This is a genomic window from Nonomuraea purpurea (assembly GCF_042650645.1).
Lineage (GTDB): Bacteria > Actinomycetota > Actinomycetes > Streptosporangiales > Streptosporangiaceae > Nonomuraea > Nonomuraea purpurea.
The window spans coordinates 429986-444090 of the sequence record NZ_JBHSBI010000004.1 but is presented as its reverse complement, the minus strand read 5'-3'; the positions used below and the strand labels follow the sequence as shown (position 1 = coordinate 444090).

At 68.8% G+C, this 14105-nt stretch carries 17 protein-coding genes; 12 read left to right on the top strand and 5 right to left on the bottom strand.

All coding sequences use genetic code 11. The annotated features are described in order from the left end of the window. Positions 1 to 135: 135 nt before the first annotated feature. Positions 136 to 747, bottom strand: a complete 612-nt coding sequence (locus ACFOY2_RS10980; RefSeq protein ID WP_379527845.1) for a DUF3043 domain-containing protein — start codon at positions 745 to 747, stop codon at positions 136 to 138. A gap of 125 nt (positions 748 to 872) precedes the next feature. Between ACFOY2_RS10980 and ACFOY2_RS10975 the strand changes: the two genes are divergently transcribed. The 7 genes from ACFOY2_RS10975 to ACFOY2_RS10945 all read left to right on the top strand — a co-directional run bounded on the left by ACFOY2_RS10975 (position 873) and on the right by ACFOY2_RS10945 (position 6334). Further along, positions 873 to 1673, top strand: a complete 801-nt coding sequence (locus tag ACFOY2_RS10975) for a PspA/IM30 family protein (RefSeq protein ID WP_379527844.1) — start codon at positions 873 to 875, stop codon at positions 1671 to 1673. After that, positions 1670 to 1948: a PspA-associated protein PspAA gene (gene pspAA, locus ACFOY2_RS10970; RefSeq protein ID WP_379527843.1), complete on the top strand. Its 279-nt coding sequence runs from the start codon at positions 1670 to 1672 to the stop codon at positions 1946 to 1948. The genes ACFOY2_RS10975 and pspAA overlap by 4 nt, the downstream gene beginning before the upstream one ends. Positions 1949 to 1952: 4 nt before the next feature. Then, a complete protein-coding gene (htpX, locus tag ACFOY2_RS10965) occupies positions 1953 to 2855 on the top strand; it encodes a zinc metalloprotease HtpX (RefSeq protein ID WP_379527842.1) in 903 nt (300 codons plus the stop codon). A 6-nt stretch (positions 2856 to 2861) separates the two neighbouring features. Continuing rightward, entirely contained in the window at positions 2862 to 3419 is a 558-nt protein-coding gene (gene pspAB / locus ACFOY2_RS10960) for a PspA-associated protein PspAB (protein WP_379527841.1), read from the top strand. Positions 3420 to 3466: 47 nt separating this feature from the next. Beyond that, a complete protein-coding gene (locus tag ACFOY2_RS10955) occupies positions 3467 to 4819 on the top strand; it encodes an alpha/beta fold hydrolase (protein ID WP_379527840.1) in 1353 nt (450 codons plus the stop codon). A gap of 62 nt (positions 4820 to 4881) precedes the next feature. Next, on the top strand, positions 4882 to 5484 hold the full coding sequence (locus ACFOY2_RS10950) for an SIMPL domain-containing protein (RefSeq protein WP_379527839.1): 603 nt from the start codon (positions 4882 to 4884) through the stop codon (positions 5482 to 5484). Between the two features lie 19 nt (positions 5485 to 5503). Further along, positions 5504 to 6334, top strand: a complete 831-nt coding sequence (locus ACFOY2_RS10945) for an alpha/beta fold hydrolase (protein ID WP_379527838.1) — start codon at positions 5504 to 5506, stop codon at positions 6332 to 6334. Here the strand turns inward: ACFOY2_RS10945 and nadA are convergent. Further along, entirely contained in the window at positions 6331 to 7488 is a 1158-nt protein-coding gene (gene nadA, locus ACFOY2_RS10940; RefSeq protein WP_379527837.1) for a quinolinate synthase NadA, read from the bottom strand. The two genes, ACFOY2_RS10945 and nadA, sit on opposite strands and share 4 nt — an antisense overlap. Before the next feature lie 156 nt (positions 7489 to 7644). On the opposite strand from nadA, the gene erpA reads away from it, so the two are divergent. Then, on the top strand, positions 7645 to 7998 hold the full coding sequence (erpA, locus tag ACFOY2_RS10935) for an iron-sulfur cluster insertion protein ErpA (protein ID WP_357805798.1): 354 nt from the start codon (positions 7645 to 7647) through the stop codon (positions 7996 to 7998). Positions 7999 to 8096: 98 nt separating this feature from the next. After that, a complete protein-coding gene (locus tag ACFOY2_RS10930) occupies positions 8097 to 9083 on the top strand; it encodes a carbohydrate kinase family protein (protein ID WP_379527836.1) in 987 nt (328 codons plus the stop codon). A gap of 33 nt (positions 9084 to 9116) precedes the next feature. Here ACFOY2_RS10930 and ACFOY2_RS10925 read toward each other — a convergent pair whose 3' ends face one another. The 3 genes from ACFOY2_RS10925 to ACFOY2_RS10915 all read right to left on the bottom strand — a co-directional run bounded on the left by ACFOY2_RS10925 (position 9117) and on the right by ACFOY2_RS10915 (position 10986). Then, complete coding sequence (locus tag ACFOY2_RS10925; RefSeq protein ID WP_357805804.1) at positions 9117 to 9551, bottom strand: CBS domain-containing protein; 435 nt, start codon at positions 9549 to 9551, stop codon at positions 9117 to 9119. Positions 9552 to 9613: 62 nt separating this feature from the next. Then, positions 9614 to 9859 (bottom strand): sulfurtransferase TusA family protein, encoded by a 246-nt coding sequence (locus ACFOY2_RS10920; protein WP_357805805.1) that lies wholly within the window; start codon positions 9857 to 9859, stop codon positions 9614 to 9616. Beyond that, positions 9856 to 10986, bottom strand: a complete 1131-nt coding sequence (locus tag ACFOY2_RS10915; RefSeq protein WP_379527835.1) for a cysteine desulfurase family protein — start codon at positions 10984 to 10986, stop codon at positions 9856 to 9858. Before ACFOY2_RS10915 ends, ACFOY2_RS10920 begins: the two co-directional genes overlap by 4 nt. Positions 10987 to 11137: 151 nt before the next feature. Between ACFOY2_RS10915 and ctaC the strand changes: the two genes are divergently transcribed. From ctaC to ACFOY2_RS10900, 3 genes are read left to right on the top strand one after another with little or no spacing between them, the layout of a single operon-like run. Further along, on the top strand, positions 11138 to 11968 hold the full coding sequence (ctaC, locus tag ACFOY2_RS10910) for an aa3-type cytochrome oxidase subunit II (RefSeq protein WP_449290132.1): 831 nt from the start codon (positions 11138 to 11140) through the stop codon (positions 11966 to 11968). Next, positions 11965 to 13626, top strand: coding sequence for an aa3-type cytochrome oxidase subunit I (gene ctaD / locus ACFOY2_RS10905; protein ID WP_379527833.1), 1662 nt, complete (start codon positions 11965 to 11967; stop codon positions 13624 to 13626). Before ctaC ends, ctaD begins: the two co-directional genes overlap by 4 nt. Continuing rightward, a complete protein-coding gene (locus ACFOY2_RS10900) occupies positions 13626 to 14039 on the top strand; it encodes a cytochrome c oxidase subunit 4 (RefSeq protein WP_357805813.1) in 414 nt (137 codons plus the stop codon). Before ctaD ends, ACFOY2_RS10900 begins: the two co-directional genes overlap by 1 nt. Positions 14040 to 14105: the final 66 nt, after the last annotated feature.

The following is a 14105-nucleotide window of genomic DNA, read 5'->3' as shown; positions in this document are numbered from 1 at the left end:
GGGTGAGGAGACAGGCGCGGGGGTTGTACGAGGAGGTGGCGCGGGAAGCGCCCTGAGGGTCGCGTCAGGACGGGCGCGGGGCGGTGGCCCCGCCCGCCACGACGGTCGACTGACCGAAATTTCGGAAAAATCTGGTCACTTTTTGGGGGGAACCGGCTTGCCGCCCACCTGCACCAGCGGCGGCGGGAAGCGCAGCTTGCGGATCTGCAGCGCCCGCATGGCCGCGTAGAAGCCCACGCCCCTGACGCTCTCGCCGGGCATCTTCTCGCCCACCAGCTTCTTCACCTTCCACGACACGTACACGGAGGTGAAGAGCACGCCGATCATCATGATCGGCCACCCGATCGTGATGACGTAGGCGAGTATCTGGGCGCGGATCGCCATGGGCCACGGAACCCAGGTCGCCAGCAGAATCAGTAGCGAGAACGGCAGGAAATACTGGCTCGGCAGCCGCCGCGAGTCGACCCAATCACGCGCGAACTTGCGCGCTGGACCCTTGTCGCGGGCAGGAAAATACCGCTCGTCACCTGCGAGCATGCCCTGTCTGGCCTTGTCGCGCTCTGCGGCCTGCTTGGCCCGCATCTGCCGGTAGGCCTCTTTGCGATCTTTCGGCGCGGAGACGGGCTGGCGCCGCCTGCCCTCGGCATCCCGGCGCTTGGGTGTGGGACGACCTTTACCCTGGGGCTTAGGATCGTCAACGGGGACGGGGGTGTCGTCCACGGAAGTTTGGGAACGGCGTCGCAACACGACGTCAACCCTACCTGGACTGCAACTTAGTGACGCCCCCGTGCGTTATGCGTAGGGTAATCCCAAGGCGGCTGCGCTGCATTGGGTGAACACCAGCACGACCTAGAAGGGGACGGCCGACGCGCATGAGCGTGATGAAGAGACTTTCGATGATCTTCAAGTCCAAGGCCAACAAGGCCTTGGACAAGATGGAGGATCCGCGCGAGACCCTTGACTACTCCTACCAGCGACAGCTCGAGTTGCTGCAGAAGGTGCGTCGAGGAGTGGCCGACGTCGCCACATCGCGCAAAAGGGTGGAGCTCCAGATCAACGGTCTGGAGAGCCAGTCGAAGCGGCTTGAGGAGCAGGGGCGCAAGGCGCTGTCGGTCGGGCGTGAAGACCTCGCCCGTGAGGCGCTGCAGCGGCGCTCCAACCTGCAGACGCAGATGGCCGACCTCAAGACCCAGCATGACAACCTGCAGGCCGAGGAGGAGAAGCTGACCACGGCTTCCCAGCGGCTGCAGGCCAAGGTCGACTCCTTCCGTACGAAGAAGGAGACGATCAAGGCCACCTACACCGCGGCCGAGGCGCAGACCCGCATCAACGAGGCGTTCTCCGGCATCTCCGAAGAGATGGGCGACGTCGGCCTGGCGATCCAGCGGGCCGAGGACAAGACGGCGCAGATGCAGGCCCGCGCGGGCGCGATCGACGAGCTGCTGGCCAGCGGCGCGCTCGACGACGTCAGCGGCAGCCGCGGCGACGACATCCAGCGCGAGCTCGACCGCATGGGCGGCGGCATGGACGTCGAGCTGGAGCTGGCCAAGATGAAGGCCGAGCTGGGCCAGGGGCCTGCGCCGAAGAGCGCCATCGAGCAGGGTCCGCCGCAGTCGCAACCACAGCAGCAGGGCCAGACCCAGCAGCTCCGTCAGCCTGGGGAGGGCGCATGATTGTCAGGATCATGGGCGAGGGCCAGATCGAGATCTCGGCCGACGACATCTCGGTGCTCAACGAGCTCGACAGCGAGCTCGAAGCGGCCATCGAGGTCGACGACGAGGGGGCCTTCCGCGTCAAGCTGCACGCGTTGCTGGACAAGGTGCGCCAAGTGGGCAAGGCGCTTCCCGACGACAGCCTTGAGCCGTCAGAGCTGATCCTTCCCCCCGCGGACGCCTCGATCGAGGAGGTCCGGGAGATGCTGGGCGACCAAGGCCTCATCCCGGGCTGATCCCGTGAGCACGCGGTTCGCGTCCGATCGCGGGCTCACCGCCCGCATGGTCGTGACGATGTTCCTGCTCGGGCTGCTCTACGTGGTGTTCGTCGGCGTCCTGATCGCTGTGGGCGTCCAGGCGCTGACCGTGCTGGTACTGGCGGGGGGCCTGCTGTTCGTGCAGTACTTCCTGTCCGACCGCATCGCCTTGTTCGCGATGGGCGGACGGGAGGTCTCGCCGCAGGAGGCCCCTGAGCTGCACGGCCTGATCGACCGGCTGTGCGCGCTGGCCGACATGCCCAAGCCGCGGGTGGCGATCGCGGATTCCGACGTCCCCAACGCCTTCGCCACCGGCCGTAACCAGAAGAAATCCGTCGTGTGCGTGACGACCGGCATTCTGCGCCGGTTGGAGCCGGAAGAACTCGAGGGCGTGCTCGCCCACGAGCTGTCCCACGTCGCCCACCGCGACGTCGCCGTCATGACGATCGCCTCGTTCCTGGGCATCGTGGCGGGGCTCATGACCAGGTTCGCGCTCTACACGGGGCTCGGCGGCCGGCGCAGCGGCAACGGCCAGGGCGGCCTGCCCGTCGGGCTGGTGATCCTGCTCGTCTCGGTCATCGTGTACGCCATCAGCTTCCTGCTCACCCGCGCCCTGTCGCGCTATCGCGAACTGGCCGCCGACCGGGCGGGCGCGCTGCTCACGCAGCGGCCCTCGACCCTGGCCAGCGCGCTGGTCAAGGTCAGCGGCGAGATGGCCAGGATCCCGACGAGAGACCTGCGCGAGGCGGAGCCGTTCAACGCCTTCTACTTCGCTCCCGCGCTGGCCAAGGGCGACACGCTGGCCAACCTGTTCTCCACGCACCCGCCGCTGGAGCGGCGGCTCGAACAACTCGCGAACATCTCCCGTCAGCTGGGAAGGGGCTGAACTCAGATGGGCTGGCTCGATTCCCTCCTCGGCCGGTCAAAACCGGTTGAACCCGACCTGGATGCGCTGTTCGCGCTGCCGTCCGCGGCCGTGACGCTGCAGGCCGCGACCGGGCTCACGCCCACGGGTCTCGGCTCGGTGGCCTTCCGCGCGGCCGAAGGCGGTGCGTTCGCCTCGGCGGAGCAGGACGCCAAGGCGCTGCTCGGCGACCGCGTCGAGGAGTCCCGCGACGAGTACGGCTACACGTGGCTGCTGGTGCGCCGCGCGCCCGACGCGCTCAGCGACCTGGTCACCGAGCTGCACGCGGTCAACTCCACGCTGGAGTCGGCGGGGTTCGGGCCGTCGCTGTTGTGCTCGCTGGTGTCGTTCGCCGGTGAGGACTCCCGGCGGCTGGCCGTCGTCTACCTGTACAAGCGGGGCACGTTCTACCCGTTCGCGCCCCTGCGGGGGCAGCGGCGCGACAACGCGCTCGAACTCCAGTCCAGAGGCACGCTGGACGGCGAGCTGCCGCTGGAGTCCGACCTGTCCAGATGGTTCCCTGTTTGGGGGGCTCCGGGGCTCTGAGCAGGGGCGACATAACGGTCGATAGCTGTGGGTGATCTAATGATCACGTGGAGCGAAGATTGTACGTGTTCGCGGCTTCGGCGTTCATCGTGGCCGCCGTGCTGGCCAGCGCGTGGATCACCGGCCAGTTCACCACGCCGGCGGTCGACAGGACCGACGGGTTCGTCAGCGAGCTGGCCGCCCGCGACCAGCCGTGGACGCGCCTGTTCAGGGTCAGCGACGGGCTGTCTGGGCTGGCCTGCGCGCTCGGCGTGGCGCTCGTGCCGAGGGTGGCGCGCGAGTGGCAGGGCTGGCTGGCGCTGACCGGATTCGGGCTGTTCACGATCGTGACCGGACTGTTCCCGCTGGACTGCGCGACGCTGAGCGACCCGGTCTGCCCCGACCGCGACCTCTCCTTCGGGCACCACGTGCACACGCTGGCGGGGATGCTCGCCACGGCCGCGGTCCTGGCCGCCATGACGCTGCTCAGCGCGCGCTGGCGATCGTGGGTGTCGTGGCTGTTCACCGGGCTGAGCGTGGTGGCCACCACGCTCACCATGGCCGCCCTCGCGGCCGGCCACGGGGCGGGGATCGCGCACCGGGCGCAGCTCACGATGATCGCGGTCTGGCTGGTGTACGTCGCGCTGCGGCTGCTCGTCGACGACGGCGACCACTCCCGGGGGGACGGCGTGCCCCACGTGGTCGAGCAGGGCAGGGGGCCCACGGTGCTCATCACGTCGGGAACCGCGGGCGCCTGGTTCCACTGGGACGCGGTCGCCAGGTCGTTGTCCAGGACTCACCGCGTCGTCCGCTTCGACCGTCCAGGGCTCGGCCTCAGCCCCGGCTCGACCGCCCCGCCCACCCTGTACGCCGAGGCCGCCCGCCTGGCCGCCCTGGCCCCCGCGCACCCGGACAGGGTCACCGTGGTCGCCCACGGGGTGGCCTGCTGGCACGCCGAGGCGTTCGCCCGGCTGCACCCGCTCTGCGTGGCCAAACTCGTCCTGGTCAACCCCGTCTGCGCCGCGGAGCGCCGCCCGCTCGCCCTGGCCAGGTCCGCCGGACAGTGGCTGCCCGCCCTGGGCGGCACCTGGGGCGCCACCGCCGTGGCCCGCCTGGCCGGGCCCGCCGTGCACCGGCTCGTGACGGGCGGGCCCGACCCGTACGGCATCTACCGCTTGGGCAAGGTGCCGGCCGCGGCCGTGGGGGAGTGGCTGGCCCGCCGCGACATGGCCGCCGACCTGGGCCGGCTCAGGGAGGGCACGCCCTTCCCCCAGGCGCAGGTCACGGTGATCAGCTCGGGCGAGAAGGGCGCCTGCCGGGAGCGGCTCGCAGGGGATCTCGGGGCCAGGCTCGTCCGCCTGCCGCAAGCCGGGCGCCAGGTGCAGAGCACGGACCCGGAGGCGGTCGCCGCCGCGGTCTAGCCGTATCGGGAGAAGGCTGATCTAGGATCGAGACGGCAGCGCATCCGAGAGGAAGGCCCGGCGTGGACATCACCGTCATCGGCGAGGGCTCCGTCCTGGCCGCACCCGACACCCTGCGGCTGAACGCCGGTGTCGAGGTCCGCAGGGCGTCCGCGGCGGAGGCGTTCACGGCCGTCAGAGCCGCCGCCTCCCGCCTCGCGGAGGCCCTGCGCCAGGTGGGGATCGCGGCGCAGGACGTCCGCACGGTGGAGTTGTCCCTGGGCCCCGAGTACGAGGTCTACCCGAAGGTGGCCGCCTACCGGGCCGCCCAGGGCGTGGAGGTCGTCGTCCGCGAGCTGTCCGGGGCCGACCACGTGATCGACACGGTCGCCGGGATCGGCGAGGAGGCCAGGCTCAACGGCGTGGCCTTCGAGGTCTCAGACCCCTCCGGTGCCCTGAAGGAGGCCAGGACCAAGGCGTTCAGGGACGCCGCCGCCAAGGCGGCCCAGTTCGCCGAGCTCTCAGGACGCCCGCTCGGCCGGGTGGTGTCGGTGAGCGAGGAGGTCAGGCAGGGCGGCCCCCAGCCGATGAGGGCGACCTTCGCGGCGGCGGAGGCCGACGCCTCGATCAGCCCCGGACGACAGTCCCTCACGGTCCTCGTGCGGGTCGGCTACGACTTCGGGTAGGCGGCGCTTGGACGAGAACGTGACCACGGAGGACGGCGTCCGGTTGTGGGCCTCGCGCTCCGGCGCGGGCCGCCCCGTGGTCTTCTGCCACGGCGGCCCCGGCCTGTGGGACACCCTCGACGACGTGGCGGCCCTGCTGACCGGCCTGGCCACCGTGCACCGGTGGGACCAGCGCGGCTGCGGCCGCTCGCAGCGCAGCGGCCCCTACTCCATGGCCAGGACCGTGGCCGACCTCGAAGCCGTCCGCCGGCATTTCGGGCTGGAGGACATGGTGCTGCTCGGCCACTCCTGGGGCGCCCAGCTCGGCCTGCGCTACGCCCTGGACCACCCCCGGCGGGTTCTCGGCCTGGTGTACGTCTCTGGCACCGGCATCGACCCCGGCACCACCTGGAACGCCGGCTACTCTCGTAACCTGCGGTCCGCGCTGGGCGGCGACGTGGCGCGCTGGGAGGAGCTGAAGGGCCGCCGCGAGCGCACTCCTGCGCAAGACCGCGAGTTCTCGGTGCTGCAGTGGTCGGCCGACTTCGCCGACCCGAGCCGGGCCAGGCAGCACGCCGAGCGCATGGCCACGCCCTGGCTCGAGGTCAACTTCGCCTGCAACGCCGCCATCAACGCCGAGGACAAGCGCGAATGGGGCACCGCGGCGCTGCGGGACAGGTGCGAGGAGCTGCGCGTCCCCGTGCTGATCGTCGACGGGGAGCACGACATCAGGCCCCGCAGCTCGGTCGACTCTCTCGAACGCGCCCTGCCCCACGCCCGGCGCGTGGTCCTGCCGGGCGCGGGGCACCTGCCCTGGACCGAGGATCCCGAGGGCTTCCGTACGGCGGTCGGCGCCTTCCTGAGCTCCTAGGGGAGGGCGAGCATGCGGTCCAGGGCGACCTTGGCCCAGTGGGCGGTGTCCTCGTCCACCGTGATCTGGTTCACCACGTCCCCCAGCACCAGCGACTCCAGCGCCCACACCAGGTGCGGAAGGTCGATGCGGTTCATCGTCGAGCAGTAGCAGACCGTCTTGTCCAGGAACGAGATGCTCTTGTCGGGGAACGTCCGCGCCAGCCGCTTGACCAGGTTCAGTTCCGTGCCGATCGCCCAGCTCGACCCTGCGGGGGCGGCCTGCAACGTCTCGATGATGTGCTCGGTCGAGCCCACGTGGTCGGCCTTGAGCACCACCTCGTGGCGGCACTCCGGATGCACCAGCACGTTCACGCCGGGGATGCGGGCGCGTACGTCGTCGACGGACTCGGCCGTGAAGCGGCCGTGCACCGAGCAGTGGCCGCGCCAGAGGATCATCCTGGCCCGCTCGAGCTGCTCCCGCGTGAGACCCCCGTTGGGGCGGTGGGGGTTCCAGACGACGCAGTCCTCCAGCGACATGCCCATCTCCAGCACCGCCGTGTTGCGGCCCAGGTGCTGGTCGGGCAGGAACAGGACCTTGCCGCCTCGGGAGAAGGCCCAGTCCAGGGCGCGGCGGGCGTTGGAGGAGGTGCAGACGGCGCCGTCGTTCCTGCCGCAGAAGGCCTTGATGTCGGCGCTGGAGTTCATGTACGTGACCGGAATCACCTGATCGGCGAGCCCGGCGTCCTCCAGGGCCTCCCAGCACTCCTCGACCTGGTCGAACGTGGCCATGTCGGCCATCGAACACCCCGCCGCCATGTCCGGCAATATCACCTTCTGGGGGTCGCCAGTGAGGATGTCGGCGGACTCGGCCATGAAATGCACGCCGCAGAAGACGATGAACTCCGCCTCCGGCCTGGCCGCCGCCTGACGGGCCAGCTTGAAGGAGTCGCCCGTCACGTCGGCGAACTGGATGACCTCGTCGCGCTGGTAGTGGTGGCCCAGCACGAACAGCCGGTCGCCGAGCGCCTCCTTGGCCCTGCGCGCCCGCTCCACGAGGGCGGGGTCGGAGGCGGGCGGCAGCTCGCCGGGGCACTCGACGCCCTTCTCGGAGTGCGGATCGGCCCCCTGGCCGAGGACGAAGAGTGGCAGCCCAGTCTGGGTGGCCATGGCCATACCCCCTTATCGTCGGTTTGACGATACTCATCATGACACACGGACAAACCGGTTTATTCCTGGGGGAGACGACCCGGGAATGTGTGGCATGCCGCAGGTGTTGGTAGCGTCATTGATAGGACGTCGGAAACAGACAGCCGGTTAGGGAGTCAGCAGATGACGGTTGAGAGCAGCGAGACCACGACGCAGGGCCTGGTCCTGAGCGACGCGGCCGCCGCGAAGGTCAAGAGCCTGCTCGAGCAGCAGGGCGAGGAGGGCCTGCAGCTTCGGGTCGCCGTGCAGCCGGGCGGCTGCTCCGGCCTGCGCTACCAGCTCTTCTTCGACGACCGTTCGATGGACGGCGACGTGGTCACCGACTTCGGCGGCGTGGGCGTGGTCACCGACCGCATGAGCGCCCCCTACCTGATGGGCGCCACCATCGACTTCGTCGACACGATCGAGAAGCAGGGTTTCACCATCGACAACCCCAACGCCACGGGCTCCTGCGCCTGTGGTGACTCCTTCAACTAGCCGGTGGCCGCCGGGTCCCGCTCGCCTTTGTGCGCGCGGGACCTTCGCGTATTCTCGTGGGGCTCATTGGCCTGCTGACAACGAGGAAGAAGAATCCCGTGCGCATCGCCGTAACCGGCTCCATCGCGACAGACCACCTGATGACCTTCCCGGGCAGCTTCGGCGATCAACTGATCGCCGAGCAGCTCGACCGGGTGTCACTCTCGTTCCTGGTCGACGACCTGCAGATCCGTCGCGGTGGCTGCGCCGCGAACATCGCCTTCGGCATGGCGTGCCTGGGTCTGAAGCCGATCCTCGTGGGAGCCGTCGGCGACGACTTCGCCGACTACCGTTCGTGGCTGGAGCGCCACGGTGTCGACTGTGAGTCCGTGCACGTCTCGCAGACCCAGCACACCGCCCGCTTCCTGTGCACCACCGACGAGCAGCACAACCAGATCGCCTCGTTCTACACCGGCGCCATGGCCGAGGCGCGGCAGATCGAGCTGCTGCCCGTCGCCGACCGCGTGGGCGGCCTCGACCTGGTGCTCATCAGCCCCAACGACCCCGACGCCATGCTGCGCCACACCGACGAGTGCCGCCGGCGCGGCGTCCCGTTCGCGGCCGACATCTCCCAGCAGCTCGCGCGCATGGAGGACGAGCAGATCCGCCAGCTCGTCGACGGCGCCGCCTACCTGTTCTCCAACGACTACGAGAAGGGCCTCATCGAGCAGAAGACCGGCTGGTCCGACGCCGAGATCCTGGACAGGGTCGGCGTCCGGATCACCACGCTCGGGCCCAAGGGCGCCGTCATCGACCGCAAGGGCGAGCCGTCCATCCAGGTCGGCCCCGCCCCCGAACGCGGCAAGGCCGACCCCACCGGCGTCGGCGACGCCTTCCGCGCCGGGTTCCTGTCGGGCCTGGCCTGGGACCTGCCGCTGGAGCGCTGCGGCCAGATCGGCAACCTGACCGCCACGCACGTGCTGGAGCGCGTGGGCGGGCAGGAGTACGAGCTGGGGCAGCGGGTCTTCCTCGAGCGGTTCTCCGCGGCCTATGGCGCCGAGGCGGCCGCGGAGATCGCCGAGCACATCAACTGCTATCACCCCTAGGTTTCGCCGGCCCAGGGGCTGAGGGCCGTGCTCTCAGCCCCTGGCGTAGACGCGGTGCACGAATTCGGCGAGCTGGTCGTCCGGCAGGTGCTTGGCCAGGTCGGCCTCGCTGATCATGCCGACGAGCCGGTGGTTGTCGATCACCGGCAGGCGCTTGATCTGGTGCTTCTCCATGCGCTCCAGCGCCTCCTCGACGGTGGCGTCGGCCGGCACCCAGACCAGCCCGGTGGCCAGCTCTCCCGCCGTCACCTTCGCGGGGTCGTGCCCGGCCGCCACGCACTTCACGACGATGTCGCGGTCGGTGATGATGCCCGCCAGGCGGTCGTCTGGCCCGCACACGGGCAGTGCGCCCACGTTCATGGTGCGCATCATCTGCGCGGCCCGGTCGAGCGTCTCGTGCGAGCTGACGCACTCGGTTCCCGAGCTCATCAGGTCGCGTGCGGTCTCGTGTGGATGTCCGCTGGTCATGGCTTTCCCCCGAAAGTCCAGAAATTCCTCCTTCGCGGAGCCCCTACCCACTTCAGGGGGAGTCAGTAGTTTCGCCTGACGTGGATCGCCCACCCGCCGTCGGGCAGCTCGTACGAGCCCACATGCCGATGCGACTTCAGCCTGCACCACGCGGGCACGTCCGTGTACGCCGCCGGATCGTCCGCGAGCACCGCGATCACGGCGTTGAGCGGAACGTCGTTGATCTGCGCGGCCAGCATGATGATCGGGATCGGGCACTTCTTGCCGAGCGCGTCGATCGTCAAAGCCGGCTGGGTAACCTCGGTCATGCGACTCCTGCGTCCTGGCGGATGCGGCGCACCAGATCGGGCAGCACCGCGAGAAACCTGTCGACCTCGGCCGCGGAGGCGCCCCTGGGCAGCGACACCCGGACATTCCCATGCGTGAGCACGCCCATCGCTTCGAGGACGTGCGATGGACGAAGCGTACTAGCGGTGCACGAACTTCCGGACGATACGGCGAATCCGGCCTTGTCGAGCTCGGTCAGCAGCGCCTCGCCGTCGACGTACAGGCACGAAAAGGTCACGATGTGAGGCGCCCGGTCATCGGGATCGCCGATGACCTCGACATCGGGCACCACCTTCGGCACCGTGTCCCTGATCCTGGTGACGAGCTCGGAAAGCCGCGCCTGCTCGTGCGCCTCCGCGGCCATCGCGCGCAGGGCCGCCGCCGCGGCCACGATCGCGGGGACGTTCTCGAACCCCGGCACCCGCCGCCGCTCGCGCTCGTCCTCGGGCAGGAACGAGCGGAACCGCGTTCCCTTGCGCACCACCAGCACGCCCACCCCCGCGGGCCCGCCCCATTTGTGCGCGCTGGCCGTCAGCACCGACCAGCCCGGCGGGACAGGCGTCCTGCCCGCCGTCTGCGCCGCGTCCACCAGCAGCGGGACGCCGTGCTTGCGGCACTCGGCGGCCGCCTGCGCCACCGGCTGCAGGGTGCCGACCTCGTGGTTGGCGCTCTGCAGGCAGGCCAGCGCGGTGCCCGGCCCGGCCACAGCCTGCGCGAACTGGTCGAGATCGACTCGCCCCGTAATGTCCACGCCCACCGTCTCCACCGAGCCGCCGTCGCGTTCGTGCACGCCGCCGGCGTGCAGGACGCTGGAGTGCTCGACCGCGCTCGTGACCAGATGACGCCCGACCCTCCTTCTGCCGTGTAGGGTGCCGAGGACGCCGAGATGTACGGCCTGCGTGCCGGAAGAGGTGAACGACACCTCGTCCGGCCGTGCGCCGAGCACCTCGGCCACCTCCGTGCGGGCCTGCTCGAGCAGCAGGTGCGCGCGGCGGGCCTGGCCGTAAAGTCTCGCGGGGTCGGCCCAGCCGACGTCGACAGCCGCCAGAAGCGCCTCGCGTGCCTGGGGGTGGAGCGGCTCGCTCGAAGCCGCGTCGAAATACGCCACGAGACTTATCGTCCCACTTCCGACGGCATACAGGGGTCGCGCGGGAGGGCGAGGCCCATGCACGCTAATGTGTCTGCAATCAGCTGTGCATCTGGAAATACGAGCGCCCAAGGGAAAGACTCTTGGGCTTCATCTGTGGGGTAGGCGATCCGTGAGTCCGACTCGCCGTACGACGCGGCGTTCGTTGGCCCGGCGCAGGGTGCCACGCACCGCCGCTTTGGCGTTGCTGCTGGCCACTGCTACGGCGTGTGCTAATGACGTCCCCGAGGCCAACTGGTCTCGTGGCCTTCTTCCCGACCACATCACCGAGCAGGGTGGCGTGGTCCAGAGTCTGTGGAACGGGGCCTGGATCGCCGCACTCGCCACGGGCGCAGTCGTCATCGTCCTGATCGTGTGGGCCTCGATCTTCCACCGTAAGCGCAGGGCCAAGGCGGAGCTTCCTCCGCAGGTGCGCTACAACCTGCCCATCGAGATCCTCTACACGGTGATCCCGCTGGTCATGGTGTCGGTGTTCTTCTTCTTCACCGCCCGCGACAGCGAGACGCTCGCCCGTGTGAGCGGCGACGCCCCCGTCAAGGTCAAGGTCGAGGCGTTCCAGTGGAGCTGGCGCTTCACCACCACCTACAAGGGCCAGACGCTCCAGCCGGTCGCCGGCGTGCCGGTGCACGACTACAACCAGGGCCCCCAGTTGGTTCTGCCGGCGAACTCCAAGGTCGAGTTCGACCTGTCGACCGACGACGTCATCCACTCGTTCTGGGTGCCGGAGTTCCTGTTCAAGCGCGACGTCATCCCCGGCATCCCCGAGGGCAACCCGGGTCGCAAGTTCGAGATCACGACGCTGGACAAGCGAGGCGTCTTCGCCGGCCGCTGCGCCGAGCTGTGTGGCGTCGACCACAGCAGGATGCTGTTCTCGGTGAAGCTCGTTCCGCAGGCTGAGTTCGACCAGTACATCGCGACCCAACAGGCTGGGAGTGCCCAGTGACCGCCATCCAAGAACCAATCAGGACGCCGATCGCGCCCACCACCAAGGGGCAGATCCTCGCCAAGTGGCTGTCCACGACCGATCACAAGATCATCGGGCACCTGTACCTGATCACGTCGTTCGCCTTCTTCCTCATCGGCGGCGTGATGGCGTTGATCATGCGGGCCGAGCTCGCGCAGCCGGGGCTGCAGATCACCACGAACGAGCAGTTCAACCAGCTGTTCACCATGCACGGCACGATCATGCTGCTGATGTTCGCGACGCCGCTGTTCGCCGGCTTCGCCAACGAGCTGATGCCGCTGCAGATCGGCGCCCCCGACGTGGCGTTCCCCCGCCTGAACATGGTCAGCTACTGGCTCTACCTGTTCGGCAGCATCATCGCCGTCTCCGGCTTCTTCACCCCCGGCGGGGCGGCCTCCTTCGGCTGGTTCGCCTACACGCCGCTGTCGAGCGCGATCAGCTCGCCCGGCATCGGCAGCGACCTGTGGATCATGGGTCTGGCCCTGTCGGGCCTCGGCACGATCCTCGGCTCCGTCAACTTCATCACCACGATCGTCTGCATGCGCGCCCCCGGCATGACCATGTTCCGCATGCCGATCTTCACCTGGAACGTCCTGCTGACCAGCATGCTCGTGCTGATGGCCTTCCCGGTGCTGGCCGCCGCGCTGCTGGCCCTGGAGGCCGACCGCAAGCTCGGCACCCACATCTTCTCTCCGGACAACGGCGGGGCGCTGTTGTGGCAGCACCTGTTCTGGTTCTTCGGCCATCCCGAGGTCTACATCATCGCGCTGCCGTTCTTCGGCATCGTGACCGAGATCCTGCCGGTCTTCAGCCGCAAGCCGATCTTCGGTTACATCAGCCTCGTGGCCGCGACGATCTCGATCGCCGGTCTGTCCATCACGGTCTGGGCGCACCACATGTTCCCGACCGGGCAGGTGCTGTTGCCGTTCTTCTCGTTCATGACGTTCCTCATCGCGGTGCCGACGGGCGTGAAGTTCTTCAACTGGATCGGCACGATGTGGCGCGGTCACCTGTCCTTCGAGTCGCCGATGTTGTTCTCCGTCGGCTTCCTCATCACCTTCCTCCTGGGCGGTCTGACGGGCGTCATCCTGGCCTCGCCGCCGCTCGACTTCCACATCAGCGACACCTACTTCGTCGTCGCCCACTTCCACTACGTGGTCTTCGGCACCGTCGTGTTCGCCATGTTCGCGGGCTTCTACTTCTGGTGGCCCAAGTTCACCGGCAAGATGCTCGACGACAAGCTGGGCAAGGTGCACTTCTGGCTGCTGTTCATCGGCTTCCACGCCACCTTCCTCATCCAGCACTGGCTGGGCATGCTCGGCTTCCCGCGTCGCTACGCCGACTACAGCGCGGCCGACGGCTTCACCGACCTCAACATGATCTCGTCGGTGGGCGCGTTCCTGCTGGGCGCCTCGACGCTGCCGTTCTTCTACAACGTCTGGAAGACCTGGCGCAGCGCGCCCAAGGTCACCGTCGACGACCCCTGGGGCTACGGCGGCTCGCTCGAATGGGCGACCTCCTGCCCGCCGCCGCGGCACAACTTCACCTCGCTGCCGCGCATCAGGTCCGAACGACCCGCGTTCGACCTGCACTATCCGCACGTCTCCGCCAAGTCGGCGCAGGAGGTTGAGGCCTGATGAAGGTCCAGGGTTGGCTCTTCCTCGCTTGTGGCCTGTTCTTCGCCGGTGTAGACGTCGCCTACTGGTTCTGGACCAAGTCGGCGACGGGCGAAGGCGAGCCTGTCGGCACCACGGCCATGGCCATCTCGGTCGGCTTCGCGTTCATGGTGGGCTACTACCTGATGTTCACCGCGCGGCGCATCGGCGAGCAGCCGGAGGACAACAAGCAGGCCGACATCAGTGACGGCGCGGGCGAGCTCGGGTTCTTCCCCCCGAGCAGCTGGTGGCCGCTGTTCGTGTGCCTGGCGGCGGCCTTCGCCTTCGCCGGGTTCGTGATCGGCTTCTGGATGTTCCTGATCGGCGTCTTCCTGGTGATCATGTCCATGATCGGGTTCGTCTTCCAGTACTACCGGGGCCACTTCTCACACTGAGGCCACGTACCCGAAGCTCTGAGGCGGGCGTCCTCTCCCTTGGGAGAGGGCGTCCGCTTTTTGGTG

What these genes read in the sequence shown, in the direction of transcription:
- erpA (WP_357805798.1), top strand. Translation starts at nt 7,645, where the DNA reads ATGACGGTTGAGAGCAGCGAGACCACGACGCAGGGCCTGGTCCTGAGC.
- nadA (WP_379527837.1), bottom strand. Translation starts at nt 7,488, where the DNA reads ATGGCCATGGCCACCCAGACTGGGCTGCCACTCTTCGTCCTCGGCCAG.
- ACFOY2_RS10920 (WP_357805805.1), bottom strand. Translation starts at nt 9,859, where the DNA reads ATGACCGAGGTTACCCAGCCGGCTTTGACGATCGACGCGCTCGGCAAG.
- ACFOY2_RS10975 (WP_379527844.1), top strand. Translation starts at nt 873, where the DNA reads ATGAGCGTGATGAAGAGACTTTCGATGATCTTCAAGTCCAAGGCCAAC.
- ACFOY2_RS10925 (WP_357805804.1), bottom strand. Translation starts at nt 9,551, where the DNA reads ATGACCAGCGGACATCCACACGAGACCGCACGCGACCTGATGAGCTCG.
- pspAB (WP_379527841.1), top strand. Translation starts at nt 2,862, where the DNA reads ATGGGCTGGCTCGATTCCCTCCTCGGCCGGTCAAAACCGGTTGAACCC.
- ACFOY2_RS10900 (WP_357805813.1), top strand. Translation starts at nt 13,626, where the DNA reads ATGAAGGTCCAGGGTTGGCTCTTCCTCGCTTGTGGCCTGTTCTTCGCC.
- pspAA (WP_379527843.1), top strand. Translation starts at nt 1,670, where the DNA reads ATGATTGTCAGGATCATGGGCGAGGGCCAGATCGAGATCTCGGCCGAC.